Below are 26,082 nucleotides of genomic sequence, written 5' to 3' on the forward strand. Positions count from 1 at the left end.
GAAGCCGGGTGGTCAGCGGGCCGCGCCGGGCCCCAGCAGCCGGGTGACCACGGTCAGGTCGTCGCCGCCGAGCCCCCGGCCCACCGCGTCGCGCCACTCGGCGGCAAGCGCCTCGGCGGCCGGGAAGCTGCCCGTCGGCGCCTCGCGCAGCGCCAGCTCGACGTCCTTGAGCGCCAGCGTGAGCGAGTATTGCGGGCCGTGCTCGTCGCGGGCGACCCGCGCCAGCTTCTCCGCCGCCCACGGCGAGACGAGCGGGCTGCCGTCGAACGCCTGCCGCACGGTGTCGCGGTCCAGGCCGAGCGTGTCGGCGAGCGCCATCGCGGCGGCGACGCCCTCGTTGACGAACGCGAGCAGCAGGTTGTTGACGAGTTTGAGCCGCGAACCGGCGCCGGCCGGGCCCAGCCAGAGCGTCCGCTGCCCGACCGCGTCGAAGACCGGGGCGACCCGGTCGCGGACCTGCTCGGGGCCGGACGCGAGGACGGTCAGCTTCCCCTGCTCGGCCGGGCCCCGGCTGCCGGCCACCGGCGCGTCCACGAACGTGACGTCGGGTCGCTCGGCGGCGACCAGCTCGACCAGGCGCTGCGTCTCGGCGACGCCGACGGTGCTCATCTGCGCCCACACCGCGCCGTCCGGCAGGGCGGCGAGCATGCCCTGGTCGACCGCGACGGCACGGACCGCGCCCGCGTCGGTCACCATGGTCACCGCCACGTCGGCCCGGCGGACCGCCTCGGCCGGATCGGCGGCGACCTCGGCGCCGTGGTCCCGGAGCGCGCGGGCCCGGTCGGTACGCCGGTTCCACACCACCGTGTCCAGTCCGGCCCGGATCAGGTTCGCCGCCATCGGCGTACCCATGCCGCCGAGCCCGAGCACCGCCACCCGTGTCATCCGCCGCTCCCCTCCGTCACCGTCCGAACCGCCACCCCCACTCCCTACCCAACTCCCCGTCACCGCACCCGCGCGCTCATTCCCGGAAACAGTGGCCACGCCGGCCCGGACCGGCACTCTCTCCGGGAATTCGGGGGTCCGGGGGGCGCGGGTATCGTGCGGGGGTGGCCAGGGAGAACGGGCGCAAGCTGATCGCCTCGAACAAGAAGGCACGGCACGACTACGACGTCCTCAAGACCTACGAGACGGGCATCGTGCTGGCCGGCACCGAGGTGAAGTCGCTGCGCGAGGGGCGGGTGTCGCTCGTCGACGCGTTCGCCCAGGAACGCGACGGCGAGATCTGGCTCTACGGGCTGCACATCGCCGAGTACGGCTTCGGCACCTGGACCAACCACGCGCCCCGGCGCACCCGCAAGCTGCTGCTGCACCGGGTGGAGATCGCCCGGATCCTGGTGAGGCTGCGCGACGGCGGGGTCACGCTGGTGCCGCTGTCGATGTATTTCGCCGACGGCTGGGCCAAGGTGGAGTTGGGCCTGGCCCGGGGCCGCCGCTCGTACGACAAGCGCCAGGCGCTCGCCGAGCGGGACGCCAAGCGGGAGATCGCCCGGGAGATGGGCCGCCGGCTCAAGGGGCGGGCCTGACCTTCCCGCGGGTCGCGGACAGCGCCTGACCGCTGTCTGGGGCAGGCTGGCCGGGACCCGACCGAAGGAGAGCCGAGATGGCCCGCGACGTGCAATTCACCTTCGACTGCGCCGACCCGGCCACGCTGGCGGCGTTCTGGGCCGAGGCCCTCGGCTACCAGGTCCAGGGCCCACCCGAGGGCTTCGACTCGTGGGAGCAGGCGCTCACCGCGTTTGGCGTACCGGTGGAGCGGCACAACGACGCCTCGGCCGTGGTCGACCCCGAGGGCGCCGGACCACGGCTGTTCTTCCAGCGGGTGCCCGAGCCGAAGCGGGACAAGAACCGGGTGCACCTCGACGTACGGGCCGCGCCCGGGCTGACCGGCGACGCCCGGATGGCGGCGCTGGAGGCGGCGGCCGACCGGCTCGTCGCGCGCGGCGCCACCCGCGTCGGACGCCACGAGCCCGCTCCCCCGCTCGACGCCGGTCACCTGGTGCTGGCCGATCCGGAGGGCAACGAGTTCTGCCTCGACTGACGCACAAGGAGCCTTGTACTTCCCTTCTTGTCGGTCTAGCCTGGCGGCATGGCGGACGAGCCGAACCACGTGCACCTGACCGACCCCCGTGCCATGCGGGCGTTGGCCCACCCCACCCGGTTGCGGCTGCTGGGCGAGCTGCGGCTGCGCGGCCCGCAGACGGTGGGGATGCTGAGTGAGCGCGTCGGCGAGGCGGTCGGCTCGGTGAGCTGGCACATCGGCAAGCTGGCCGAGCACGGCTTCGTGGCCGAGGCCCCCGACCTGGCCCGCAACCGCCGGGAGCGGTGGTGGCGGGCGGCGCACGCCACCACCGACTGGGATCCGGTCGAGCTGCTCGACGACCCGGAGCGGCAACTCGCCGGCAGTCTGCTGCGGCGGGCCGCGATGGAGCGCTACGTGGCCCGCTACCAGGCCTATCTGGAGTCCGAGGCGAGCCTCGACCTGGCCTGGGTGCGTGGCACCACGAGCAGCGACACGGTGCTGCACCTGACCCCCGACGAGTTGGGTGAGTTGCGCGACGAGCTGTCCGAGCTGGGTCGGCGTTGGCACCGGCGCGGGGCGCCCGGCCGGCCCGGCGCGGAGATGGTCACGCTGATCTGGCAGGCATACCTGGGGCCGCAGTGACCCGCGACCGCCGGCCGTTGGCCGGGCTGCTGATCGGGCACGCCGTCTCGCTGACCGGCAACGTGCTGACGCTCATCGCGTTGCCGCTCTACGTGCTGGCCGAGACCGGTTCACCGGCGGCCACCGGGCTGGCCGGCGCGTTCGCCACCGCGCCGGTGGTGCTGGGTGGCGCGTTCGGCGGCGTGCTCGTCGACCGGATCGGCTACCGCCGGTCGAGCGTGCTTGCCGACGTGGTCTCCGGCGTGACCGTCGCCGCCGTGCCGGTGCTGCACGCCACGGTCGGCCTGCCGTTCCCGGCGTTGCTGGCGCTGGTCTTCGTCAGCGGGCTGCTGGACACCCCGGGGCAGACCGCCCGCACCGCGCTGCTGCCGGAGGCGGCGGCCGTGGCCGGGGTGCCGATCGAACGGGCGATCGGTTGGGCGGAGGCCACCTCGCGCGGCGCCCGGATGATCGGCGCGCCGGTGGCCGGCCTGCTTGTCGGCCTGCTCGGCGCGCTGCCGGTGCTGGCCGTGGACGCGGCGACGTTCGCCGTCTCGGCGCTTGCGGTGACGCTGCTGGTGCCACGCGGCCTGCGCCCGTCCACCGAGGACGACGAGGCGGAGGCCGGCGGCTACTGGCGTCAGTTCGCCGCCGGGCTGCGCTTCCTGGTCCGGGAGCCGCTGTTGCGCGCCATGGTGCTGCTGGTCCTGGTCACGAACCTCTTCGACGCGGCCAAGAGCAACGTGCTCCTGCCGGTCGTCGCCAACCGCGATCTGGGCGGACCGGCCGCGTTCGGCCTGCTTGTCGGCGTCATGGGCGGCGGCGCGCTCGTCGGCTCGCTGGTGTTCAGCGCGATCGGGCACCGGCTGCCCCGCCGGGCCACGTTCGTCACCGCGTACGCGGTGTGCGGCGCGCCGCCGCTGTGGGCGCTGGCCGCCGCGCCGCCGCTGCCGGTGGTGGTCGCGGTCGTCGCGGTGGCCGGGTTGGCCGCCGGCGCGCTCAACCCGCTGATGGGCGCGGTGGAACTGGAACGGGTGCCGGCCGGGATGCGGGCCCGGGTTTACGGGGTGATCGGCGCGGGCGCCTGGGCCGCCATGCCCGTGGGCGCGCTCGGTGCCGGGCTGGCCGCCGACCGGTTCGGCACCACGTCCACGCTCGTCACCATCGGCGCCTGCTACCTGCTGGTGGTGCTCACGCCGCTGCTGGGCGGTCCGTGGCGAACGATGCGCCGGCCGAAGCCACCGCCGCAGGTGCGTCAGCCCGAACCGGAACGGGATCGGCGGGAAGCGGTCTCTTGACAGTGGACGACTTCGTTCATACCTTCATCGAAGACTATCTTTGAAGTTTGTTTACCGTTCCGGCGCGGGGCCGGCCGACCGGACGGTGAGCGACCCCCACCACCGCAGGAGGCACCCCGTGCGCAGCATCCGTAGCGTCGCCGCCCTGGCGATGGCGGCGGTCGGCCTCACGGCCGCCCTCACCGCCGTCCCGAGCACCCCAGCGGTGGCCGCCCCCGGCGCGGTCACCTGGTCCGACGACTTCAACGGCCCGGCCGGCGCCGCCCCCGACGCGAGCAAGTGGCGTTACGACATCGGCGGCGGCGGTTGGGGCAACAACGAGTTGCAGTACTACACCAACAGCACCCGCAACGCCGCGCTCGACGGCAACGGCAACCTGGTCATCACCGCCCGCAAGGAAAACCCGTCCGGCTACTCCTGCTGGTACGGAAGCTGCCAGTACACGTCGGCCCGGCTGCTCACCAACGGCACGTTCGCCCAGGCGTACGGCCGGTTCGAGGCCCGCATCAAGATCCCGCGCGGGCAGGGGCTGTGGCCGGCGTTCTGGATGCTCGGCAACGACATCGGCAGCAACCCGTGGCCCAACAGCGGCGAGATCGACATCATGGAGAACGTCGGCTACGCGCCGTCCACGGTGTGGGGCACGCTGCACGGTCCCGGCTACTCCGGCGGCAACGGCATCGGCGCGTCCACCTCGCTGCCGAACGGCCAGGCGCTCGCCGACGCGTTCCACACGTTCGCCGTCGACTGGGCCCCGGACTCGATCACCTGGTATCTCGACGGTGTGGCGTACTCCCGCAAGACGCCGGCCGACGCGGGCGGTAACCGCTGGGTCTTCGACCACCCGTTCTTCATGATCATGAACGTCGCGGTCGGCGGCAACTGGCCCGGCTCGCCGGACGGCGCCACCACGTTCCCGCAGACCATGACCATCGACTACGTCCGGGTGCAGGCTTGGGACAACGGCGGCGGGGGCACCGGCGGTCAGATCGTCGGGTACGGCAACAAGTGCGTCGACGTGGCCAGCGCCGCCACCGCCAACGGCACCGCCGTGCAACTCTGGACCTGCAACGGCACCGCCGCGCAGCGTTGGACCTGGAACGCGGACGGCTCGGTGCGCGCGCTCGGCAAGTGCCTCGACGTGGCCTCCGGGTCGACCGCCAACGGCGCCAAGGTGCAGCTCTACGACTGCAACGGCACCGGCGCGCAGAAGTGGGTGTTCAGCGCCGCGGGCGACATCGTCAACCCGCAGGCCAACAAGTGCCTGGACGCCACCGGGAACAGTTCGGCCGACGGCACCCGGTTGCAGATCTGGGAGTGCGGCGGCACCGCCAACCAGAAGTGGCGGCGCTGACCGCTTCGGTGAGCCGGGGCGGGCGGCGCTCACCGCCCACCCCGGCGTCACGCCCCGCCGACGAAACGCCGGTAGCGGTCCGCACCGTCCGGCGCGGGCCGGTCCGCCTCGGCCTCGACATACAGCGTGGCCAGGTGGATCAACAGCGCGGGCCGGGCCTCCCGGTAGGCGGCCAGCAGCCGCAGCTTCGCCGCCGAGCAGGGCCAGGCGATGCCGCAGGCCCGGCACCGCCACGTCGGCCGCGACGGGACGTGCTCCCGGCGACCCCGGCTCATCGCAACCGCCGCGCGACCGCCCGCGCCTCCTCGTCGTTCAACGACAGGAACCACAGGAACCGCCGGACGATCTCCGGCGGCTGTGGTCCGCCGGGACGGCCGCGCAGGTCGTGGATCGCCCGCCGGGTCAACGGGACGAACTCCGGCAACAACTCCGCCCGCCGCGCAGCGTCGGACGGCGCGGACGTCCACGCCGGACACGGCCAGTCCGCACCGCAGTCGTCGCAGACCCAGGCCGGTGCCGCCGTCGAGTGCAGCGCGCTCATCGCCGACACCGTCCACGATTCGTCCGGCTCCCCGGTCGGTACGTCCGGCCGCTCACCGCGCGCCTGCTCCTCCGGCATCAAGCGTCCCTCTCCGTCGCTCCGACACGTCGTTCACCAGAACCCTGCCGAGCGTTGCGGGGCAGTCACACTGCGTTGCAGGATGGCATCGGGATGGCCGGGATGTTCGAGGAGGACACAGGGATGAACCGAGCCGTGGTGGCCGCGATGTCCGAGGCGGGGCACACCGCCGAGAGCCTGGCCGAGCGGGTCGGTGTCGACCCGAAGACCGCGGCCCGATGGGCGAGTCAGGGGCGGATTCCGCAGACCCGGCACCGCGCCCAGGTCGCCGAGCTGCTCGGGAAGGACGCCGCCGAGTTGTGGCCGGACGCGCTCAAGCGCCGGGAGCCAGCCTGGTTCCGCCCGTGGGCCGACATCGAACGCGAAGCGACGGCACTGCGCTGGTACGAGTCGGCCGTCCTACCCGGTCTCCTGCAAACACCCGAGTACGCCCTCGCGGTCCTCCGGAGTGGACCACTGTTCGCAGACGCGGACACCCTTCTGGAGTCGCGGTTACGCCGCCAGTCGGCAGTCCTCGACCGGCCGCGCCCGCCGCTGATGGTCTTCGTTGTCGACGAGGCAGCGCTACGCCGGGGCGATCCCGAGATCATGCACCCTCAGTTGGACCACCTCATCGAAATCGCCGGACGTCAGCACGTGATGGTGCACGTCCTTCCCCTCCGAGCCGGGCTCCACCCCGGTCAGGCCGGCCCGTTCATCATCGCCACCACCCCTGACGGTGAGGAAATCGGCCACCTCGACGACCAGGCGGCCGGACGGATCCAGAATGATGTTGCGGCTCTTTGGGCGGTCTGGGATACCGTGAGGTCCGTTTCGCTGCCGCGGGACCAGACCATCGACTTCCTGAGAGCACGATCATGGATGAGCTGATCGGTGCGCGCTGGCGCACCAGCACTCGGAGCAGTTCCAACGGAGGCGCCTGCGTCGAGGTGGCCGAGAACCTGGCCGCTGTGGTCGGTGTTCGAGACTCGAAGGATCCCGGCGGTCCGGTCCTCGTCTTCGCGCCGCCGGCATGGCGGGCGTTCGTCGCCCACCTGGCGCACCGGCGCTGACTTCCGATGAGCGGGATCGCGCCGGAGCCCATCCCCACCGACCGGCTGCTCCTGCTGCCGCTCGGCGTCGCGCACGCCGAGGAGATGGCCGCCGTGCTCGCCGACCCGGCGCTGCACACCTTCATCGGCGGCGGCCCGGCCGATCCGGCGTCGTTGCGGGCCCGCTACGAACGACTGGTCGCCGGCTCCCCCGATCCGGCGGAGTCGTGGTGCAACTGGGTCGTCCAGCTCCGCGACGACGGCCGGCTGGCCGGCACCGTCCAGGCCACCGTCACCGAACCTGAGGCTCCGACCCGGCACGCCGCCACGGGGAGCGCGCGGGCGGTCGGGCACCGGCACCTCGACGACGCGGATCCGGTCGACGACGGGCCGGTCGCCGAGATCGCCTGGGTGGTGGGCACACCCTGGCAGGGGCGTGGCATCGCCACCGAGGCCGCACGCGGGATGGTCGGCTGGTTGGGGCGGCGCGGTGTGCGTACCCTCGTGGCCCACATCCATCCCGACCACCGCGCGTCGGCGGCGGTGGCCACGGCCTGCGGCCTGGCCCCCACGGACGTGTGGCACGACGGCGAGGTCCGGTGGGCCGGCCCCGCCACCCGCTGAATCCACGCCGTTCTCTGAGTGGAGTTGTCGAGGGGTTGATGAGGTGGCGCGTTCGGGCCGCTTCCCGGCTCGGTGGGCGAGCTGGCCGGATCCGGGTGGGAGCAGGCGGGGGCGCGAGGAGCGGCGATCATGAAGTTGACGGCATCAACGGAGATTGACACCGCCGTCAACCTCATGATCGCGGCGTTGGAGGCGGGGTAGGCACGGACAGCATGGCACCACAAGTCCAAGATCGACGAAAACCCGCGGCAGGGTCAGAAGGGGGCGTCGACGGGTAGGCGGCGGACGTGGGTGAGATAAGGATCCAGCTCGCCGACCTCGAAGCGGCAGGTGCCGATGACGTGCCAGAACTGGCCGCCCGGGTCGCCGTCCAGCTTGTACCGGCCGTCGGGACTGACCGCCGCCCAACCGTCCGGCAGGCCGATGAGCGTGGTCCGCAACTGGGCGTGCTCCGGGTCCGCCACGTCCCACAGCCGGACCGTCCCGTCGTCGCCGGCGCTGGCGAGCAGGCTGCTGTCCGGGCTGAAGTGCACCGACCAGACTCGCCGGGTGTGCGCGGCCAGGGTGCCGTGCAGCCGCCCGGTGCCCGGATCCCACAGCCGGATCACCAGGTCGTCCCCGGCGGTGGCGAGCAGGTTGCCGTCCGGGCTGAACGCGCACGACCAGAGCCGCCCGACGTGCGCGGTGAGCACGGTGCGTCGCTCGCCGGTGGACACGTCCCAGATCACCGCCGTGCCGTCGTTGCCGGCGCTCGCCAGCAGCGTGCCCTCGGCGTTGAAGCCGACCGAGTAGACCCGGTCGGTGTGGTGTTCCAGGGTCAGCCGGCAGGTGGCGGTGGCCGCGTCCCACAGTCGTACCGTCCGGTCGTCGCCGCCGGTCGCGATGGTCTCGCCGTCGGGGCTGAACGCCACCGTGCGCACCCGCCCCCCGTGCGGGGTGAGCGTGGCGAAATGCCGGCCGGTGCGGCGGTACCACAGGCGTACGGTGTCGTCGTCGTTCGCGGTCGCGAGCGCGTCGCCGTCCGGGCTGAACGCGACCGCCCAGACGTGATCGGTGTCCACGTTGAGTTCCCGCTCGTCGGCGCCGGTGTCGGTGTTCCACAGGTGCACGCCGCCGTCGCCGCTGGGCGTGGCCACCATCGGCTCGTCCGGGCAGAAGACCACCGAGAGCAGGCGGTCGGCCGGGGTGGCGAGCCGCCGCAGCAGGCGGCCGGTGCGCGGCTCCCAGAGCCGGATCAGGCCGTCGTTGCCGCAGGCCGCCAGCACCTCCCCGTCGTCGCGGAAGGAGAGCGCGGTGACCCGCCGCCCGTGCCCGCGCAGCGTCTGCTGGAGCTGCCCGGTGCGCACGTCCCACAGCCGGGTGGTGCCGTCGTTGCTGCTGGTCGCCACCTGCGCCTGGTCCGGCCGCCACACCACCGGCCAGACCGAGCCCCGGTGCCGGGTCAGCTCGTGCCGCACCTGACCGTCGTCGGTGTCCCAGAGCTGGATCGCGCCGTCGCTCGCGGAGGTGGCGAGCAGGCTGCCGTCGCCGTTGAACCGGACGCTGTAGATGGCGCCGCGCTGCCGGCCGAGCACCCGCACCGGGCGGCCGGTCTCCGTCTCCCACAGCCGCAGCGCGCCGTGCGTGTCGCCGGTGGCCATCAGCGTGCCGTCCGGGTGGATGTCGAGGGCGTACACGTCGGCCTCGTGGCCGCGGGGCTGGCGCAGCAGCTCGCCGTCGGTGGCCCGGCGGATCCAGACCCGCCCGTGCTGCCCGACGGCGGCCAGCAGCCGGCCGTCCGGTGAGTGCACCACCCGGTAGACCACCTCCGGCTCGCGCACCTCGAACGCCAGCCGGCCGGTGTGGACGTCCCAGCCGCGGACCGTGCCGGCGCTGTCCGCCACCACGACCCGCCGGCCGTCCGGGCTGAACGAGGTCCCCCAGATCGGCGCCGCGTGCCCCCGCCACGTGTGGCGCAGCCGTGCGGTGCGGGTGTCGTAGAGCCGGACCACGCCGGCCGCGTCACCCACCACCAGCCGGCCCCGGCGCCCGTCGGTGAGCAGCGGCCACACCCAGCCGGTGAAGACGTCCTCGATGACGTGCCGCACGTCGCCGTGGTCGGCGTCCCACAACCGTACGGTGAGGTCCGCCGCGCCGGTGACGAGCTGGTGCGAGGCGGCGTCGTAGCGGACCGCGTAGACCCGGGACCGGTGGCCCTGGAGGGTACGCACCGCCAGCCCGGTGGCCGTGTCGCAGAGCAGCACGCCACCGTCGTCGTTGCCGACCGCCAGCACCGCGCCGTCCGGGCTGTAGGCGACCGGCACCGGCAGCCGTCCCACCTCGAAGCCGTACCCGACTCCCACCGCGGGCGGGGCCAGGCCCGGCGTCACCGGCCGGCCCGGCGCGACGACCGCGCCGCGCAGCTCCGGGGCCCGCAGCAACCCCGGGTCGGCGTTGACGTCGATCAACGCCGTCCGGTGCCAGCTGCTGCCGGCTGTCCGCGCCCCGCGCAGGTCGGCCCGGAACAGCCGGGCGCCGGCCAGGTCCGCGTCGCGCAGGTCCGCCCCGGCGAGGCGGGCCTGGTCGAGCCGCGCGCCCCGCAGCCGGGCGTGTTCCAGCCGGGCCTCGGTCAGGTTCGTGGCCACCAGCCGGGCGTCGGTCAGGTCGGCGCCGGTCAGGTCGGCCCCGGCCAGCTCCCGGTGGGACAGGTCCTCGCCGCGCAGCACCGCGCCGCGCAGGTCGGCCCGGTCGGGCAGGCGCAGCCGGGCGCTGAGCCGCATCGCGTTGGCGCGCAGCGTCTCGCCGGCCGACTCGTCGCCGAGCACGCGGGCCGTCCACGCGGTGCAGCGGGCCGGGTCGGCGAGGTCGCCGAGGAACTCCACGGCCAGCGCGGACAGCGACCGCACCGCCAGCGCGGTCGGCTCCTCCCCCCGGTTGAGCTGGTTCGCGACGCCGTCGGCGACCAGCCACTCCATCACCGAGGTGTGGATGAACCCGAACAGCCCGTCGTCGGTGCGGACCAGCAGGCTGCCGGCGCCCACCGCGTGGGCGGCCTGCGGCCCGGACAGCCGGGACTCGGCCCGCCCGGCGAGCTGGCCGGTGGCCTCGGTCAGCTCGGCCAGCCGCAGGTAGGACTCGCCGCTCTCCCAGAGCTGGAACGCCAGCCGGCTCACCGCCTGCCACAGCTCGGGCCGCCGCAAATTCACCGGCGCGCCCGGGATGCCCTGGGTACGCCGTTCCTCGAAGTCCAGCCAGGCGGCCAGGATCTCCCGGTAGAGCGTGGCGGCGCTGAACGTGCCGCCGGCCCCGGCCACCGCGGCCAGCCGCCCCTCGTCCAGGTTGGCGATGAACCCGAGCATGCGCGGGTTGCGGGAGAGCCCGAGCAGGTCGTTCACGCCGGCGAGCAGGCTCATCCGATCCCGGGCCGCCGTCTCGTCGCCGCCGTAGCGGTTACGCAGGAACGACTCGATCTGGCCCGGGGTGAAGTCCTCCACCGAGAGCACGCGGCGGTGCGGCAGCAGGCCGACCCGCTCGCCCAACGCGGTCAGCACCTGCGAGTTGGTCTTGAAGTGCTGGGTGCGGCTGCTCACCACGATCTTCGCGGCGCCCTCGGCCGCCTGGAGCAGTGTCTCCAGGTGGTCGGCCGCCCGGTCGTAGGTCACCCGGGCCACCAGCTCGTCGAACCCGTCGAAGAGCAGCACGATGCGACCCTGGCGCAGCATGTAGCGGAACGCCTTCAGGTCGATCACCTGCTCGCCGTGGTTGGCCAGGTGCGCGGCGACCAGGCCGTCGACGGAGTGCGCCTTGTCCAGCGCACGCAGCTCGACCAGGATCGGGATCAGGTCCGGCGCGGCGGTGGGCAGCCGGCGGGCCACCTCGCGCAACGCGAACGTCTTGCCCCGGCCGAAGTCGCCGAGCACGAGCACGAACCGGCCGTCCGGCGCGGAGACCGTCTCCAGCAGCTCGTCCACCACGTCCTCGCGGACCCGCTGGTCGGCGCCGACCAGGTGGCGGTAGCGCTGCGGCACGTACTGGCCCGGCGGGTAGAGCCGGTCGGCCTGGAGCCGGGCGGTCTGCGCGGCGACGTAGTCGCGCAGGTCGAGCAGGCCCTGGAACTCGGTCAGGTGCAGCACCCGGACGCCGCGCCGCTGTGCCTCCTCGGCCAGCCCGCGCGGCACCCGGTCGCCGTCGTAGACAAGCTCCGAGGGAATGTCCGGGTCGGTGGCGTGCACCCGGCGGGCGAACCGGTCCACGTCGGCCGGCGCGGGCGTGCCCACGTGCGCGCCGACCCGCTGCTGCCGGACCACGCCGTCGGAGCGGTAGCTGACGTACAGGTGCGGCGGGTCGGCGTCGACCCGGCGCACCAGCACCCGGTCGTAGCGGGCCTCGCACACCTCGGCGAGACGGTCGAGCAGCCGCTCCACCGGGGTCGCCGCCGCCACCGCCGGGGCGGCCTCGCCCTGGGTGGGGCCCTCCCCGGTGGCCGGACGCCGCGGGTCGGGCACCTGGGCCGGGCCGGACGCGCCGAACGTCGCCTCGGCCCGGGGCCAGCCCACCGCGGTCGACTCGCCGGCGTCCCGGCGGTCGTCGCGGCCGAGCACCCAGCGCGTCATCCCGTCCGCGCCGAGCCGCAGCACCTGGGCCCGGCCGTCGCGCGGGGCGGCGACGAGCGGCACCACCGGGTCGGCCCGCCCGGTCGGCGCGGCGTCGGAGAGCAGCAGGTTGAGCATCGGGCCGACCAGCCGGTTGACCGAGCCGCGGTCGCGCAGCGACACCCGGTCCGGCGGGACCTCGTCGGCGTACGGGCTGCGGGGGCCGGGGGCGTGCGCCATCGCGCCCAGCCGCAGCCAGCCGGACTGCTGGTAGTGCCGCAGCCGCTGGGCGAACCAGGCGGACTGCGCCTCGCCGAGGAAGCCGTACCGGTCCTCCTCGCGGTGGGTGATGGCGATGGTGGAGTTCAACCCGGCCACCACCACCCGCAGGTCGGGCACCGCGAACAGCGTCCAGGGCTGCTCGCTGTCGAAAATCCGGTCGTCGAGGCCCTGGTAGAGGTCGTCGAAGAGCCGCGCGTAGTGCCGCCACTTGGGCCAGTAGGGCGGCTGCGGGTCGACGTCGTCGGCCTCGCAGGTGGCGAAGTAGGCCCGGGACGCGGCCATCGTCACGTCGCGCGGGCCGGGCACCACGACCAGCCGGTGCGGCTCCAGGCCGAGCAGCACCCGCAGCCCGGTGAGGAAGCTCAGCGCGTCGGAGAACTCGCGTGCGCTGCCCGACTCGGTCAGATTGCCGGCCACCACCAGCAGGTCCGGCCGGGGCACCCCGTCGTTCATCAGCAGCGTCAGGTCGCCCATCAGGTGTTCCTGAACCTCGCCGGGGGTGACCGGGGCGCCCGGCGAGATGACGCCACGGCCGAACCGCGGGCCGCCCACCTGGAGCACGGTGATGGTGTCGCGGGCGGTCGGCGGCGCCGCCGCGGCCGGCGGGAACGGCGGCGGGTTGATCGGGGTACGCCGTGGCCGGCGCTGCGCGGGCGCACCGGCGACGGGCCCGGCGAGCACGCCGGCGGGATCGTCGAGGTGGCGCGGGAACATCGGCTGGCGCATCGGTTTGGCCCGGCCGTCGAGCGCCTCCCGGATCCGGTCCAGCACCCGGGCGCGGGCACGCGCAGGGTCGTCCACCCCGACCAGGTCGACGTAGGTGATGGTGGCGAGCAGGCCGTCGATCGGGCAGTCCTCCACCCGCACCGTGACCAGCTTGTTGCCGGTGCCGTCCGGGTCGGCGCGCAGCGCCGCCTGCCACTCCAGCTTGCCGTACGTCGAGTGCAGGTAGCGTTCGGACAGCACCGCCACCACCACCTCGGCCTCGCGGACCCCACGGTCCATGAAGTCGATGAAGTTGGTGCCGGCGACGAAGTCCCACGCCTGGAGCAGGGTGCGGTAGCCCGCCTCCTCGAACTCCCAGGCCAGCCACGTCGCCCAGCGCTCGTCGGCGGGCGAGTAGCTGATGAAGAAGTCGATCGGGCGGTCGGACCGGGTGGGGTGCGCGCCTACAGCCACGTGGTCATTATGACCACCGACGGTCAACGGATCGACACCCACGGCAGCTCGGACCGGGGGTCGCGTCGGGTCGGACCTCCGACACCTGATGTGCGAGGATCGTCGTTCGTGGAGACCGTCGGCGACCCGCCGTCCGCCGCGCCGGACCGGCCCCGTCGGCAACTGCACCCGTTGGACTGGATCGCGATCGGGCTGGCCGTGGCCGGCGTGCTCTGCGTCCTCACCGGCCTGCTGCCGCGCGCGGACGCCGAGGCCACGATGCGCCGGATCGGCCCCATCCTGATCTTCCTCGGCACGGTGGTGGTGCTGGCCGAGTTGACCGCGATCGCGGGCGTCTTCGACGCGCTCGCCGCCCGGGTGGCGATCACCGCGCGGGGCAGCTTCCGGGCGCTGTTCTGGCTCTGCGTCGTCGTCGCGTCGGTGACCACCATCGCGCTCAACCTGGACACCACTGCGGTGCTGCTCACGCCGGTGATGATCGCCCTGGCCCGGACGCTCAACGTGCCGCCGACGCCGCTGGCCATGACCACGGTGTGGCTGGCCAACACGGCGAGCCTGCTGCTGCCGGTGTCCAACCTGACGAACATCCTGGCCAGCAACCGGATCGGCCTGGACCCGCTGCCGTGGGCGGCGCGGATGTGGTGGCCGCAGGTGGTCGCCATCGCCGTCACCATGCTGCTGCTGTGGTGGTGGTACTGGCGGCCGGCGCGCGCCGACGCCGACCCGTTCGTCCCGCCGCCGCCCTACCAGCCGCCGGACCGGGTGGTCTTCCGCACCGCGCTCGTCGCCTGCCTGCTCTTCGTCGCCGGAGTGCTGGCCGGCGTGGAGATCGGCGTCGCCTCCGGGGTGGCCGCCGCGATCCTGGTCGCCGGTTTCGCGGTGCGGGCCCGGCACCGGCTGCGCCCGGCGCTGGTGCCGTGGCGGCTGCTGGTGTTCGTGACCGGGCTGTTCCTGGTGGTGCAGACCATCGGGCGACACGGCCTGGACCATGTGATGGGCGTGCTGATCGGCACCGACCCGGGTGCGGAGGGCGCGCTGCGGGCGGGCGCCGTCGGCGCGCTGTTCAGCAACGCGGTGAACAACCTGCCCGCGTACCTGGCCGGTGAGGCGGTGATCGCCGCCGACCGGCACACCCAACTGCTGGCGCTGCTCGTCGGCACGAACGTCGGCCCGCTGGCCACGCCGTGGGCGTCGCTGGCCACGCTGATCTGGTACGAGCGGTGCCGGGCCGCCGGCGTGGCGGTGCCGCTGGGCCGGTTCGTGGCGACGAGCGCCGCGCTCGCCGCCCTCGCCACCGCCGGCACGGTGCTCGCCCTGCTGGTCGGCCCGGGCGCCTGACCGCCGCCCCGGGAAGCGCCCGCACGGCCGGCGCGCGTCAGCGCCGGCGCGGGCGGCGGATGGCGTAGTGCGCCGCGCTCGCGGCGAACAGCACGGCGGTGACCGCCAGCCAGCGGCCGAGCAGGGGCCGGGGCGACAGGCCGGTGGCCGCCGCGTACGTGCCGTCGCCGAGGCCCAGCACGGTCGGCAGGTAGACCCCGAACAGCAGCGCCGACAGGTACGCCGGCACCCGGACGTGGTTGCGCAACGACGGGCCGGCGCGACGCAGCGCCCGGTCGAGGGCCGCGTACAACGGGAAGAGCACCAGGTCGTGGGCGATGACCGCGCCGAGGAACCAGAGCAGCATCCGGCCGGCGGTCGGCTCGCCGGCCAGCCGCAGCGCGATCCACCCGGTCACCGCGAAGCAGCCCACCAGGAGCAGCAGGTGCCAGGCCGCCGCGCCGTACGCCCGCCGGAACTCAGCCATCGAACACGATCTCCTCCACCCACTTGGTGCAGTGCACGCCCGGCAGCGCGGGCACCACGACCCGCGCCGGGAAGCCGTGGTCGGGGCTCAGGTCCACGCCGTTGACCCGCAGCGCGAGCAGCGCGTCCGGGTCGGACACCTGGCCGCCGTGCAGGGTGGCCCGGCTGAACAGCCCGCCGCGCTCCAGTGACCGGACCCGCGCCGCGCCGGCCCCGGCGGCGTCGACGAGCGCGGCGAGGTCGCGCAGGCGTACCCCGGTCCAGGTCTGCGACGTCGACCAGCCCTCCACGCAGGCGATCGGCAGCGTGGCGGTGTGCTGCGGCAGCGCGAGCAGCCCGGCCCGGTCCAGCGTGACCGTGCGGGCGCCGGCGCGCAGCGCCAGCCGCCAGCCCGGCCCGACCCGGTCGGCCGTGACGCCGGCCGCGGCGGCGGTGCGGTTGACCGGGAAGCCGGTCGGCCCGTCGTCGGCCCGCCGGCCCCGGGGCAGCAGCAACGCGGTACGCCGCAGCGCGTCCACGCTCTGCCCCACGGTCAGCGCGGCCAGCAGCAACGCGCCGCCGCCGGCGAGCGCCAGCACCCCCCGGCGGCTCATCGTCGCCGGCCCGGGGTCGCGGGCCACCAGGCCGTCCGGATCCGCCGGCTCGGGCCGGGTCCGTGCCACCGGGGTACGCGCGAAGCCCGGCCCGCGCAGCGCGGTCACCATCCGGGGCAGCTTGATCGCCACGTGGACCACGAGCGCCACCGTGAAGACCCACGCGCCGTACCAGTGCGCGGTGTAGAAGTCGAAGCCGAACAGGTACGCATACTGGACGTTGAGCAGACCGGTCGCGCTCTGGAACAGGATGCCGCCGACCAGCAGCAGCAACGACAGCCGCTCCAGCACCTGCGCCGCCGAGCGGGCCGGCGGCCACGCGAACAGTTTCGGCACCACCGACCAGAGCTTCGCCAGCACCACCGGCACCAGCACGATGCCGAGCGTCACGTGCAGCCCCTGGGTGACCCGGAACAGCCAGGCCGGGCGCGTCGGCCAGTCGAACACCGGCGGGTGCAGCCAGCCCACGTCCCGGGGGAACGCCTGGTCGAAGCGGGGACCGTAGGCGATCCAGTCGAGCAGCCCGGTGACCACCACCAACGGCAAGGTGGCCAGAAGCACGGCGCCCAGCACGGAGGTCAGCCACGGCCCGCGTACCGGGCTGCGCCAGGCCCGCCCGACCGCGTCGACACCAGGCGGACGGCTCCGGTCCAGGGCGCGCCAGAACCGGGCCGGCGCGGCGTACCCCGGCTCGTCCGGGGGTGGGGCGTCGGTGGTGGTCACGGGATGGGACGCTAGACCGCGACGGCGGCCGGCGACGGCGTTTGCCGCATTACCGAAGCCTTACCGCCGCCGACCCTTACGGACCGCTGACGTCCGGCGTGAACCGGCCTCCGACCCGGCCCGGGTGCCCTAGCGTGGGCCGGTATGCGGGTACTGGTCACCGGCGCGGCCGGGTTCATCGGATCGCAGATCGCCGACCTGCTGGCGGCCGAGGGCCACGAGCCGGTCTGCGTGGACGCCCTGCTGCCGCAGGCGCACGGCGGGACGCTGCCGGAGTGGTCCCGGCGGCACGACCCGGTGGTCGGCGACGTGCGCGACGCCGCGCTGCTCGACCGGCTGCTGTCCGGCGTGGACGCGGTCTGCCACCAGGCGGCCATGGTCGGGCACGGACTCGACCCGTCCGACGCGCCCGACTACGCCGCACACAACGACCTCGGCACCGCGGTGCTGCTGGCCGCCATGCACTCCGCCGGGGTACGCCGGCTGGTCCTGGCGAGTTCGATGGTGGTCTACGGCGAGGGCCGCTACACCTGCGCCCGGCACGGCGTGGTCCGGCCCGCCCCGCGCCGCGCCGCCGACCTGGCCGCCGGCCGGTACGACCCGACCTGCCCCGACTGCGGCGGCACGCTCGCCCCGGCGCTGGTGCCCGAGGACGCGCCGCTGGAGCCGCGCAGCACGTACGCGGCAAGCAAACTCGCGCAGGAGCACTACGCCGCGGCGTGGGCCCGGCAGACCGGCGGCGGGGTGTGGGCGCTGCGCTACCACAACGTCTACGGCCCCCGGATGCCCCGCGACACCCCGTACGCCGGGGTGGCCTCGCTGTTCCGTTCCGCGCTTGCTGCCGGCCGGGCCCCGACGGTGCTGGAGGACGGCCGGCAGCGCCGGGACTTCGTGCACGTCACGGACGTGGCGCGGGCGAACCTGCTGGCGCTGACCGCCCCGCCGCCCGAGGGCCTGGTGCCGGTGAACGTCTGCTCCGGCGAGCCGCACACCGTCGGCGACCTGGCGACGGCGCTGGCCCGGGCGATGGACGGCCCGGAGCCGGTGGTCGCCGGCGGCGCGCGGGCGGCCGACGTCCGGCACGTGGTGGCCGATCCGGCGCGTGCCCGGGAGCTGCTCGGCTACACCGCGCGGGTCACCTTCACCGAGGGCGTGACCGCCTTCGCGACCGATCCCCTCCGCTCCCCCGCCACCGTCTCCCCTCAACCCGCCTGACACCCCTCGGCGCCGCTCGGCGCCGGGCTGGGCGGTGGCCCGCAGGGCACGTCAACCGGCGGTTGCCCTGCTCTCGAATGGCGGGCGGGCCCAGGTTCCCACCTGCGCGACGCCGTGGCGTGACGCAGTTAGCCGGGATTGCCGGGTGGCCGGATGGCCGGGATTGCCGGGTGGCCGGGTGGCCGGATTGCCGGGTGGCCGGGTGGCCGGGTGGCCGGGTGGCCGGGTGGCCGGGTGGCCGGGTGGCCGGGTGGCCGGGTGGCCGGGTGGCCGGGTGGCCGGACGCCAGCTCGGCGAGGTGGCGGTATCCGGCCGGCGGGGATGCCACCACTTCACCGAACCGGTGTCGATCATCGACCGAAAGTTGCCACGCGCTCTCCTCCCGCCCCAAATCCAACCGAAGGGGCCCGACGTCGATCATGAGGTTGGCGGCATCAGCCGAGATCAACAGAGCCGTCAACCTCATGATCGCGGCATCGGAGGCGGGATGCCGCCCACTCGCACCGCGATCTTGGACTTGTGGCACCTCCGATAACGGGCGTAGCCGGCATTCACTGACGCCACAACTCCATGATCGACGAATCATGCTCGTGCCCGGTCGGCGGGACACATGCCTCGGGTGGTCAGGAGACTGTGAGGAGCAGGTGGTTGACGAGCAGGGCGGTCAGTGCCTGGGCGGCCAGCCACCAGCGGCGGGCCGGCGGGGGCAGGTGCGCGACGGCGACGAGCAACCAGACCACGAACGGGAGCCAGATCCGCTCCACTTCGGCCTTGCTCATTCCCGACAGGTCGGCGGCGGCCACCACCAGCGCGGCGGCGGCCGGTAGCAGCACCGTCGGCCCGAGCCCGACAAATCGTCGCGCCCGGAGGGCCCGGGCCGGCCAGCCGACCGATGACGGCACGTCGCCCGTGGAGCCCTGGAAGCGACTGCCAGCCGGCCCAGCCTCCACAGCGCCCGACCTCACCAACCCGGCGGCATCAGGCCCGACGACGGCATGCCCGACGACGGCGTGCCCGACGACTCCCTGCCCGACGGCTGCGTGCCCGACGACTCCGGGACCGCCAACGGCGTGCCAGGTGGCTCGGGCGGCGACGGCGGTGCGGCGCAGCGCCGGCCCGAGCACCGGGCCGGCGGAGAGCAGCAGCGCGGCCAGGTTCGCCCAGACCCAGTAGGCGTACGGGCGGTCGGCCGCCCAACCCTGGTAGTAGCGCTCGACGACCCGCTCGTACCCCTCCCACCAGCGGAAACCGCCGAGCACGAAAAGCGCCGTGACCGCCGCGACACCGGCAACGGCGGCGAGCAGGGCTTCCCGGCGGCGGTCCGGCCGCAGCGCCAGCACGGTCACCGCCAGCACGCCGACCAGCACGAACCCGTACGACAGGTGCAGCGCGAAGCCGAGCAGCAGCCCGCCGGCCAGCGCGGCGAGCGGCCCGCGTACCGCCAGCAGGGCCAGCCCGGCGGCGACCACGCCGGTGAACACCGCGTCGGCGGAGGCGCCCAGCCACACCGCCCCGGGCAGCAGCACCAGGAACGGCAGCACCGCCCGGGCCGCGTCGGCGGCGCCCAGCGCGCGCAGCGTGGCCGGTACGGTGACCGCGACCGTCGCGCCGACAAGCACGCAGCAGAGCGCGGCGGCGGCGCCGCCCCCGAGCCCGACCCGGTCGAGCCAGACGAAGACCAGCAGCGCGCCGGGCGGGTGCCCGGCGGTGTGGGTGGACCAGGAGTCGGGCTGGAAGTCGAGGATCCGGTCGGTGAACCCGGCCAGCATCCGGGGGATGTCGGTCACCCCGGGCACCTCGTGCAGGTATTCCGCCTGCGGCGTCAACCGCCGGGCCAGCCCCACGGTCCACCCGTCCACCAGGGCCAGCGCCAGCGTCCAGGCCACCGCCGCCAGCCAGCCGGCGGCCAGCAGCGGCCCCCATCGGGCGGTACGCGCCCACCGCAGCCCCGGCCCGAGCACGGCCAGCACGACGAGCGCCGCGAGCGGCGTACCCCAGCCGAGGTGTGGCCGCCAGGTGGCGTACAGCGGCGCGGTGTCGGCGTGCAGGCCGACGCCGCGCCGGTTGAGCACCAGCCCGACCACGACGGCGGCGGCGAGCAGCGCCACCTCGACGGCGACCGCGGCCAGGTCGCCCCGGTGCGGGGGGCCGGTGCGGTCCGGGGCGGGGGCGCGGCGCAGCGTGGGTGCGGATCTCATGACGACCGCACGGTACGGCCCGCCGGCGCCGGCCGGGACGGCAATCGCCGGCCCGTCACGAGATGGTAAGAAATACCTGGTCGGTAAGGGTTCCGTAAGCACGATCGGGGCTCAACCGGGCGGCTGCCGGCCTAGCGTCGGCGGCATGCGGACACAGATCGACGTGGTGCTGCCGTGCCTGGACGAGGCCGCCGCCCTTCCCGGGGTGTTGACCGCGCTGCCGCCGGGCTACCGGGCCATCGTGGTGGACAACGGCTCCCGGGACGGCTCGCCGGAGGTGGCGGCCCGGCTCGGCGCGCGGGTGGTACGCGAACCCCGGCGCGGCTACGGCGCGGCCGTGCACACCGGGTTGACGCACGCCGAGACCGAGCTGGTGTGCGTGCTGGACGCGGACGGCTCGTTCGACCCGGGTGAGCTGCCGGCGCTCGTCGCCCCGGTGGCCGCCGGCACGGCCGACCTGGCGGTGGGCCGCCGCCGGCCGGTGTCCACCGGGGCCTGGCCGTGGCACGCGCGGGCCGGCACCGCGCTCGTCGCCGCGCTGCTGCGGCAACGTGGGGTGCCGCTGCGCGACCTCAGCCCGATCCGGGTCGCCCGGCGCAAGGCGCTGCTCGGGCTCGGGGTCACCGACCGGGCGTTCGGCTATCCCCTGGAGCTGATGATCCGGGCCGCGGCGGCGGGCTGGCGGATCCACGAGCGGGACGTACGGTACGCCCCGCGCGCCGCCGGCACGAAGTCCAAGGTGTCCGGCTCGGTACGCGGCACGGTGCGGGCCACCCGCGACTTCCTCGCGGTGCTGCGCAGTGTGGAGGGTCCCCGGTGACCGTGCTGCTGGTGGTGGCGAAGGCCCCGGTGCCGGGCGCGGTGAAGACCCGGCTCTGCCCGCCGGCCACGCCGACGCAGGCGGCCCGGATCGCCGCCGCCGCGCTGCGTGACACGGTGGCCGCGGTGGCCGCCACCGAGGGCGTGGTGCCGGTGCTGGCGCTGGCCGGGCGCCTCGCCGACGGCGAGGACGGTCCCGGCCTGGCCGCCGCCGTCACGGGCTGGCCGGTGCTGGCGCAGCGGGGCGACGGCCTGGCCGACCGGCTGGCGTACGCGCACGCCGACGTGGCCGACTCCTACCCGGGGCGGCCGGTGGTGCAGATCGGCATGGACACGCCGCAGGTGACGCCGGCACGGCTCGCTGACGCCGTACACCGGTTGTCGGTGCCCGGCGTGGACGCGGTGCTCGGCCCGGCCGCGGACGGTGGTTGGTGGGGGCTGGGCCTGCGCGACCCACAGCGGGCGGCGGCGCTGCGCGGCGTACCGATGTCCACCGCCGCCACCTGCCGGCTCACCTGGGCGGCGCTTGTCGGCGCCGGCCTGCGGGTCGACGCGCTGCCCACGCTGCGCGACGTGGACGACTGGGCCGACGCGCTGGCGGTGGCCCGGTCCACGCCCGGCGGCCGGTTCGCCCGCGCGGTGGCCGCGGCACGGCCGGCGGTGCTTGCCGGCGGTGCCCGGTGAGCGCGAGGAGTGAGCCGGGGTTGCGAGCCCCGCAGTCGCGAACGCAGACCGGCCCCGCGAGCGCGAGGAGCGAGCCGGGCTTGCGAGCCCCGGACGGCTTCGGTGGTGCGCTGCGGTGGCGGACCGGTGTGCACTGGCTGGTGCACGCCGACGGGGTCCGCCGGCGGCTGCCGGTGGAGCGGTGGCACGGCCCGGCGGAGGCGGCCACCGTCGCGGTGGTGGCCCGCTGCCACGGCCCGACGCTGGACCTGGGTTGCGGGCCGGGACGGGTCGCGGCGGCGTTGACCCGGGCCGGCGTCACCACGGTCGGGGTGGACGTCTGTGCGCGGGCGGTGGCGTTGACCCGGGCCCGGGGCGCGGTCGCGGTGCGGGCCGACCTGTTCGGGCCGCTGCCCGCGGAGGGCCGGTGGCGGCACGTGGTGCTGCTGGACGGCAACATCGGCATCGGCGGCGACCCGGCCCGGTTGCTGCGCCGGTGCCGGGAGTTGCTGCGCCCGGACGGCGCGGTGCTTGTGGAGTTGGAGCCGCCCGGCAGCGGCGCCTGGCAGGGCGAGGCGCACGTGGTGTCCGGCCGGCGGCGGGGGCCAAGCTTCGGCTGGGCGCGGCTGGACACCCGGGCGGTGCACGGACCGGCCGCCGCGGCCGGCCTGGCCGTGCGGGACCTGCACAAGGCGGGCGGCCGTTGGTTCGCCGAGCTGGCCGCCGCCTGAGCCAGCGGCGCCGGCCGGGCGGGAGCCGGCCTCGGACGGACGGCAACTGACACCGGCCGGGCGGAAAAACGGCTACGGCCGGGCAGCGGCCAGCAACTAACGTGCCCGCATGACCGCCACCCTGCATTTCCACGCCGACCCCGGTGAGTTCCTGGACGCCGCCGGCAACCACCTGGCCGCCGACCCGGTGCTCAACACCGTGGTCGCCTCCGTCGCGCACCGGATGGCGGCCCGCAGGGCCGACGGCATCGCACTGCCGGAGGACGACTGGTGGCTGGTGGTCCGGGACGCCTCCGGCGCGGTGGTGGGCGCGGGGATGCGGACCGCGCCGTTCCCGCCGCGCCCGCCGTTCCTGCTGCCGATGCCGGCGGAGGCGGCGGTCGCGCTGGCCCGGACCTGGCACGAGCGCGGCGAGAAGGTGTCGGCGGTCAACGGCGCGCTGCCGGCGGCCCGTGACTGCGCCGCCGAGGTGGCGCGTCTGGGCGGCGGCCGGGTCGAGGTCGCCCAGCACACCCGGCTGCACGAACTGGACACACTCGTGCCGCCGACGCCGGCGCCGGGCGCGCTGGCGGTGGCCGGCGCGGACGACGTGGACCTGGTCACCGCCTGGTTCGACGCGTTCATGGCCGATGCCGACGAGCAGGCGGGACGCCCGCGCGGCGCCAGCGCCCACGCCACACCCGAGCGGGGCGAGTTGCTGCGTTGGATCCGCAGCGGCCGGATCTGCTTCTGGACCGACGGGGCGGGCCGTCCGGTGCATCTCACCGCCGCGAACGCGCCGGCGTTCGGCGTCGCCCGGGTGGGCCCGGTCTACACGCCGCCGGAGCACCGTGGGCGCGGGTGGGCCGGCAACGCGGTCGCCGAGGTCAGTCGCCGGCTGCGCGCCGAGGGCGTCCGGGTGTGCCTCTTCACCGACCAGGCGAACCCGGCCTCGAACCGGCTCTACGCCCGGCTGGGCTTCCGGCCGGTGGTGGACATGGCCAACCTGGTCGTCGTGCCCTGACCGGGCGACGGAACAGCCCGAGGCGGAGGGCTCAGTCGGTGCGGCCGAGCACGGCCAGCCGGTGCGGGTCGGCGATCACGTCCACCGCGGCGATCCGCCCGCCGGTGACCGTGAACGCCATCACCGACAGCGGCCGGCCGCCGGCGCTGACGAGCACCCCGGCGGCGCCGTTGACGAGCACCGGCCGGGCGAACGGGAAGAGCCGGCCGAACGTGGTGGCCTGCGCGGCCACCTCACGCGCGCCGGTGAGCACGGTCGTGTGCCGGGCGCGGGCGGTCCCGCCGTCGGACCGCAGCACCACGTCCGGGTGCAGCACCTCGATCAGCGCGTCGAAGTCGCCGTCGCGGGCGGCGGTCAGGAAGGCGTCCACCACCGCCCGCTGGCGGGCCAGGTCCGGGTCGGGCGTGGGCGCCTGCCCGCGTACCCGGCGGCGGGCCCGGCTGGCGAGCTGCCGGGCCGCCGCCGGTGAGCGGTCGACGAGCGGGCCGATCTCGTCGAACGGCACCCCGAACATGTCGTGCAGCACGAACGCGAGCCGCTCGGTGGGGTTGAGCGTGTCCAGCACCACCAGCAGCGCGAGGCCCACCGAGTCGGCGAGCACCGCGGCGTGCGCGGGGTCCACGTCCGGCGTCGGCGTCTCGACCACCGGGTCGGGCAGGCGTACGTCGAGCGGGTCCTCCCGGCGGGCGGCGCGCGACCGCAGCGTGTTCAGGCTGACCCGGGCCACCACCGTGGTCAGCCAGGCGTCCAGGTTGTCGACCGCGTCGGCGTCGGTGCGGGCCAGCCGCAGCCAGGTCTCCTGCACGGCGTCCTCGGCCTCGGTCAGTGAGCCGAGCAGCCGGTAGGCCACCGCGCGCAGGCGGGGGCGCTCCCGCTCGAACCGTTCCACCAGCCAGGTGTCGCCGTCCATCGCCGCCTCCTCGTGCTCACCGTTCCCGACCCGCGGCGCCCCCGCCGTGTGACGACTGGTGACCCGGATCACATCGGTCACACAGCCGGGGCGCCGGGGGTCGACCGGGTACGGCAACCGATCCCGGAGGACGACATGAACGCACCCATTCTGGTCACCGGCGGCACCGGTACGCTCGGCCGGCACGTCGTGCCGCTGCTGCGGGCGGCCGGCCACCCGGTCCGCGTGCTCAGCCGACGCGGCGGCCCGCCGGGTGACGGTGTCACCCACGTGACCGCCGACCTGACCACCGGTTCGGAGCTGGAACCCGCGCTGCACGGTGTGGCCACCGTGCTGCACCTGGCCGGCGGCGCGAAGGGCGACGACCGGGCCGCCGCGAACCTGGTCCACGCCGCGCGGCGGGCCGGGGTGACGCACCTGGCGCACATCTCGGTGACCGGCGTCGACCGGGTGCCGCTGGCCTGGCTGCGCGCCAAGCTCGACGCCGAGCGGGCCGTCGTCGACTCCGGCCTGCCGTGGACGGTGCTGCGGGCCGCGCAGGTCCACGACCTGGTGCTGACCATGCTGACCGCGATGGCGAAGCTGCCGGTGGTGCCGGTCCCCGGCGGCCTGCGGCTGCAACCCGTCGACGCCGCCGAGGTAGCCGCGCGGCTGGTGGCACTGACGCTCGGCGCGCCGGCCGGGCTGGCGCCCGACCTGGCCGGGCCGGCCACGCTCGGCCTCGACGACCTGCTGGCCGGCTATCTGGCTGCCACCGGGCGGCGCCGGCTGCGGCTGCCGGTGCGCCTGCCCGGCAGGGCCGGACGGGCCTACCGCGACGGGGCGAACCTGGCCCGGCCGGGCGCGACCCGGGGCGTACGGACCTGGGACGACTTCCTGGCCGAGCGGCTGCCCCGGCCGGGCGGTCAGCTCACCAGCCGACCGAGCCGAGACTGACCGGGGTGAGGCGGCGCACCTGCGGTTCGATCCACTGCGCCGCGGTGACCAGCTTGACCAGCCGGTCGATCGTCTCCGGCGGGCCGGCCACGAAACTGCGCCGGTCCGCCGGGGTGCCGTACCTGTCGTCGAACGTGCCGCCGTCGAGCGCGCGCACGGCCATCCCGGCCTCGGCGGCCAGCAACATCCCGGCCGGCAGGTCGACCGCTTCGGGGTGGTAGCCGACGATGCCGTCGATGTCGCCCCGGGCCAGCATCACCCAGGACAGCAGCGGCGCCCACAGTTGCAGCACCCGGCGGGCGGTGCTGTCGAGGACGACCTTCAACGCCCGGGCGGTGCTGTCGTCCCGGCGTACCCCGTGCCCCTGGGTCCAGGCCAGCACCGGCGCGGCCGGCACCTCCCGGCGCGCGGCGCGCAGCGGTCGGCCCACCGCGTCGGCACCGTGCACGAACGCGCCCCGGCCACGCACCGCGGACCAGGTCCGGCCGGCGACCGGGTCGTGCACCACGCCGAGCACCGGTGAACCGTCCCGGCACAGGGCGATGCCCACCACGTAGGCCGGAAGCCCGATCGCCACGTTGTTGGTGCCGTCGAGCGGGTCCACGAGCCACGCCCAGGCGGTGTCCGGCGCGTACTCGCCACCCTCCTCGGCGATCACCCCGTGTGCCGGCCAGCGGGCCCGGATCCGGTCGACGATCAGCCGCTCGGCGGCCAGGTCGAGGTCGGTGACCAGGTCACCGGAGTCGTCCTTGGCCCGGGCGTGCACCTCCCCGCGCAGGCCCCCGCGCAGCAACCGGCCGGCCGCCCGGGCCGCCTGCACCGCGAACCGGTGCGCGTCGCGCAGGTCGGGTCCGCCTCTGTTCGGCTCCACGTCCATGGCTCCTCC

General features: G+C 75.2%; 24 protein-coding genes. 15 read left to right on the plus strand and 9 right to left on the minus strand.

Features of this window, described 5'->3' with window-relative positions:
• Window positions 1-12 precede the first annotated feature (12 nt).
• Window positions 13-1,098: an NAD(P)-dependent oxidoreductase gene (locus O7613_RS10755; protein ID WP_348775405.1), complete on the minus strand. Its 1,086-nt coding sequence runs from the start codon at window positions 1,096-1,098 to the stop codon at window positions 13-15.
• On the opposite strand from O7613_RS10755, the gene smpB reads away from it, so the two are divergent.
• The 5 genes from smpB (at window position 1,050) to O7613_RS10780 (ending at window position 5,296) form a co-directional block, all read left to right on the plus strand.
• On the plus strand, window positions 1,050-1,526 hold the full coding sequence (gene smpB / locus O7613_RS10760; RefSeq protein ID WP_282293583.1) for an SsrA-binding protein SmpB: 477 nt from the start codon (window positions 1,050-1,052) through the stop codon (window positions 1,524-1,526). The genes O7613_RS10755 and smpB overlap by 49 nt on opposite strands.
• A 77-nt stretch (window positions 1,527-1,603) precedes the next feature.
• Complete coding sequence (locus O7613_RS10765; RefSeq protein WP_282293584.1) at window positions 1,604-2,041, plus strand: VOC family protein; 438 nt, start codon at window positions 1,604-1,606, stop codon at window positions 2,039-2,041.
• A gap of 48 nt (window positions 2,042-2,089) precedes the next feature.
• Window positions 2,090-2,665, plus strand: a complete 576-nt coding sequence (locus O7613_RS10770) for a helix-turn-helix domain-containing protein (RefSeq protein ID WP_282293586.1) — start codon at window positions 2,090-2,092, stop codon at window positions 2,663-2,665.
• Window positions 2,662-3,942, plus strand: a complete 1,281-nt coding sequence (locus O7613_RS10775) for an MFS transporter (RefSeq protein WP_282293588.1) — start codon at window positions 2,662-2,664, stop codon at window positions 3,940-3,942. Before O7613_RS10770 ends, O7613_RS10775 begins: the two co-directional genes overlap by 4 nt.
• A 118-nt stretch (window positions 3,943-4,060) precedes the next feature.
• Entirely contained in the window at window positions 4,061-5,296 is a 1,236-nt protein-coding gene (locus O7613_RS10780; protein ID WP_282293590.1) for a family 16 glycosylhydrolase, read from the plus strand.
• A 47-nt stretch (window positions 5,297-5,343) separates the two neighbouring features.
• Here O7613_RS10780 and O7613_RS10785 read toward each other — a convergent pair whose 3' ends face one another.
• Both O7613_RS10785 and O7613_RS10790 read right to left on the minus strand, forming a co-directional pair.
• Entirely contained in the window at window positions 5,344-5,571 is a 228-nt protein-coding gene (locus O7613_RS10785) for a flavin reductase (protein WP_282293592.1), read from the minus strand.
• Window positions 5,568-5,915, minus strand: a complete 348-nt coding sequence (locus tag O7613_RS10790; protein WP_282293594.1) for a hypothetical protein — start codon at window positions 5,913-5,915, stop codon at window positions 5,568-5,570. The genes O7613_RS10785 and O7613_RS10790 overlap by 4 nt, the downstream gene beginning before the upstream one ends.
• A gap of 123 nt (window positions 5,916-6,038) precedes the next feature.
• Between O7613_RS10790 and O7613_RS10795 the strand changes: the two genes are divergently transcribed.
• From O7613_RS10795 to O7613_RS10805, 3 genes are read left to right on the plus strand one after another with little or no spacing between them, the layout of a single operon-like run.
• Complete coding sequence (locus tag O7613_RS10795) at window positions 6,039-6,785, plus strand: helix-turn-helix transcriptional regulator (protein ID WP_282294520.1); 747 nt, start codon at window positions 6,039-6,041, stop codon at window positions 6,783-6,785.
• Window positions 6,773-6,967: a DUF397 domain-containing protein gene (locus O7613_RS10800; RefSeq protein WP_282293596.1), complete on the plus strand. Its 195-nt coding sequence runs from the start codon at window positions 6,773-6,775 to the stop codon at window positions 6,965-6,967. Before O7613_RS10795 ends, O7613_RS10800 begins: the two co-directional genes overlap by 13 nt.
• A gap of 6 nt (window positions 6,968-6,973) precedes the next feature.
• The gene (locus O7613_RS10805) at window positions 6,974-7,570 is read left to right on the plus strand and encodes a GNAT family N-acetyltransferase (RefSeq protein WP_281589122.1); all 597 of its coding nucleotides are present in this window, start codon (window positions 6,974-6,976) and stop codon (window positions 7,568-7,570) included.
• Window positions 7,571-7,824: 254 nt separating this feature from the next.
• On the opposite strand, the gene O7613_RS10810 is transcribed toward O7613_RS10805, so the two are convergent.
• Window positions 7,825-13,602, minus strand: a complete 5,778-nt coding sequence (locus O7613_RS10810; protein WP_282293598.1) for a TIR domain-containing protein — start codon at window positions 13,600-13,602, stop codon at window positions 7,825-7,827.
• 108 nt (window positions 13,603-13,710) lie between these two features.
• On the opposite strand from O7613_RS10810, the gene O7613_RS10815 reads away from it, so the two are divergent.
• Window positions 13,711-14,940, plus strand: a complete 1,230-nt coding sequence (locus O7613_RS10815; RefSeq protein ID WP_282293599.1) for an SLC13 family permease — start codon at window positions 13,711-13,713, stop codon at window positions 14,938-14,940.
• Between the two features lie 37 nt (window positions 14,941-14,977).
• Here O7613_RS10815 and O7613_RS10820 read toward each other — a convergent pair whose 3' ends face one another.
• Both O7613_RS10820 and O7613_RS10825 read right to left on the minus strand, forming a co-directional pair.
• Window positions 14,978-15,406 (minus strand): hypothetical protein, encoded by a 429-nt coding sequence (locus tag O7613_RS10820; RefSeq protein ID WP_281589116.1) that lies wholly within the window; start codon window positions 15,404-15,406, stop codon window positions 14,978-14,980.
• Window positions 15,399-16,721, minus strand: a complete 1,323-nt coding sequence (locus O7613_RS10825) for a molybdopterin-dependent oxidoreductase (RefSeq protein WP_282293600.1) — start codon at window positions 16,719-16,721, stop codon at window positions 15,399-15,401. The genes O7613_RS10820 and O7613_RS10825 overlap by 8 nt, the downstream gene beginning before the upstream one ends.
• A gap of 144 nt (window positions 16,722-16,865) precedes the next feature.
• Here O7613_RS10825 and O7613_RS10830 point away from each other — a divergent pair, with 144 nt between their 5' ends.
• Window positions 16,866-17,936 (plus strand): NAD-dependent epimerase/dehydratase family protein, encoded by a 1,071-nt coding sequence (locus O7613_RS10830; protein ID WP_282293601.1) that lies wholly within the window; start codon window positions 16,866-16,868, stop codon window positions 17,934-17,936.
• Between the two features lie 623 nt (window positions 17,937-18,559).
• On the opposite strand, the gene O7613_RS10835 is transcribed toward O7613_RS10830, so the two are convergent.
• Window positions 18,560-20,134: a hypothetical protein gene (locus O7613_RS10835; protein ID WP_282293603.1), complete on the minus strand. Its 1,575-nt coding sequence runs from the start codon at window positions 20,132-20,134 to the stop codon at window positions 18,560-18,562.
• Between the two features lie 145 nt (window positions 20,135-20,279).
• Between O7613_RS10835 and O7613_RS10840 the strand changes: the two genes are divergently transcribed.
• The 4 genes from O7613_RS10840 to O7613_RS10855 all read left to right on the plus strand — a co-directional run bounded on the left by O7613_RS10840 (window position 20,280) and on the right by O7613_RS10855 (window position 23,350).
• Complete coding sequence (locus O7613_RS10840; RefSeq protein ID WP_282293604.1) at window positions 20,280-20,954, plus strand: glycosyltransferase family 2 protein; 675 nt, start codon at window positions 20,280-20,282, stop codon at window positions 20,952-20,954.
• Window positions 20,951-21,637, plus strand: a complete 687-nt coding sequence (locus O7613_RS10845; RefSeq protein WP_282293606.1) for a DUF2064 domain-containing protein — start codon at window positions 20,951-20,953, stop codon at window positions 21,635-21,637. The genes O7613_RS10840 and O7613_RS10845 overlap by 4 nt, the downstream gene beginning before the upstream one ends.
• Window positions 21,638-21,747: 110 nt before the next feature.
• The gene (locus O7613_RS10850; RefSeq protein ID WP_348775414.1) at window positions 21,748-22,347 is read left to right on the plus strand and encodes a methyltransferase domain-containing protein; all 600 of its coding nucleotides are present in this window, start codon (window positions 21,748-21,750) and stop codon (window positions 22,345-22,347) included.
• 109 nt (window positions 22,348-22,456) lie between these two features.
• Entirely contained in the window at window positions 22,457-23,350 is an 894-nt protein-coding gene (locus O7613_RS10855; RefSeq protein WP_282293610.1) for a GNAT family N-acetyltransferase, read from the plus strand.
• A gap of 31 nt (window positions 23,351-23,381) precedes the next feature.
• Here the strand turns inward: O7613_RS10855 and sigJ are convergent, their stop codons facing one another.
• A complete protein-coding gene (gene sigJ, locus O7613_RS10860; protein ID WP_282293612.1) occupies window positions 23,382-24,260 on the minus strand; it encodes an RNA polymerase sigma factor SigJ in 879 nt (292 codons plus the stop codon).
• A gap of 135 nt (window positions 24,261-24,395) precedes the next feature.
• Between sigJ and O7613_RS10865 the strand changes: the two genes are divergently transcribed.
• Window positions 24,396-25,196, plus strand: a complete 801-nt coding sequence (locus tag O7613_RS10865; protein ID WP_282293613.1) for an NAD(P)H-binding protein — start codon at window positions 24,396-24,398, stop codon at window positions 25,194-25,196.
• Here the strand turns inward: O7613_RS10865 and O7613_RS10870 are convergent.
• Window positions 25,171-26,073: an inositol monophosphatase family protein gene (locus O7613_RS10870; protein WP_281589098.1), complete on the minus strand. Its 903-nt coding sequence runs from the start codon at window positions 26,071-26,073 to the stop codon at window positions 25,171-25,173. The two genes, O7613_RS10865 and O7613_RS10870, sit on opposite strands and share 26 nt — an antisense overlap.
• Window positions 26,074-26,082 lie beyond the last annotated feature (9 nt).

The organism is Micromonospora sp. WMMD975 (genome assembly GCF_029581215.1).
Classification (GTDB): domain Bacteria; phylum Actinomycetota; class Actinomycetes; order Mycobacteriales; family Micromonosporaceae; genus Micromonospora.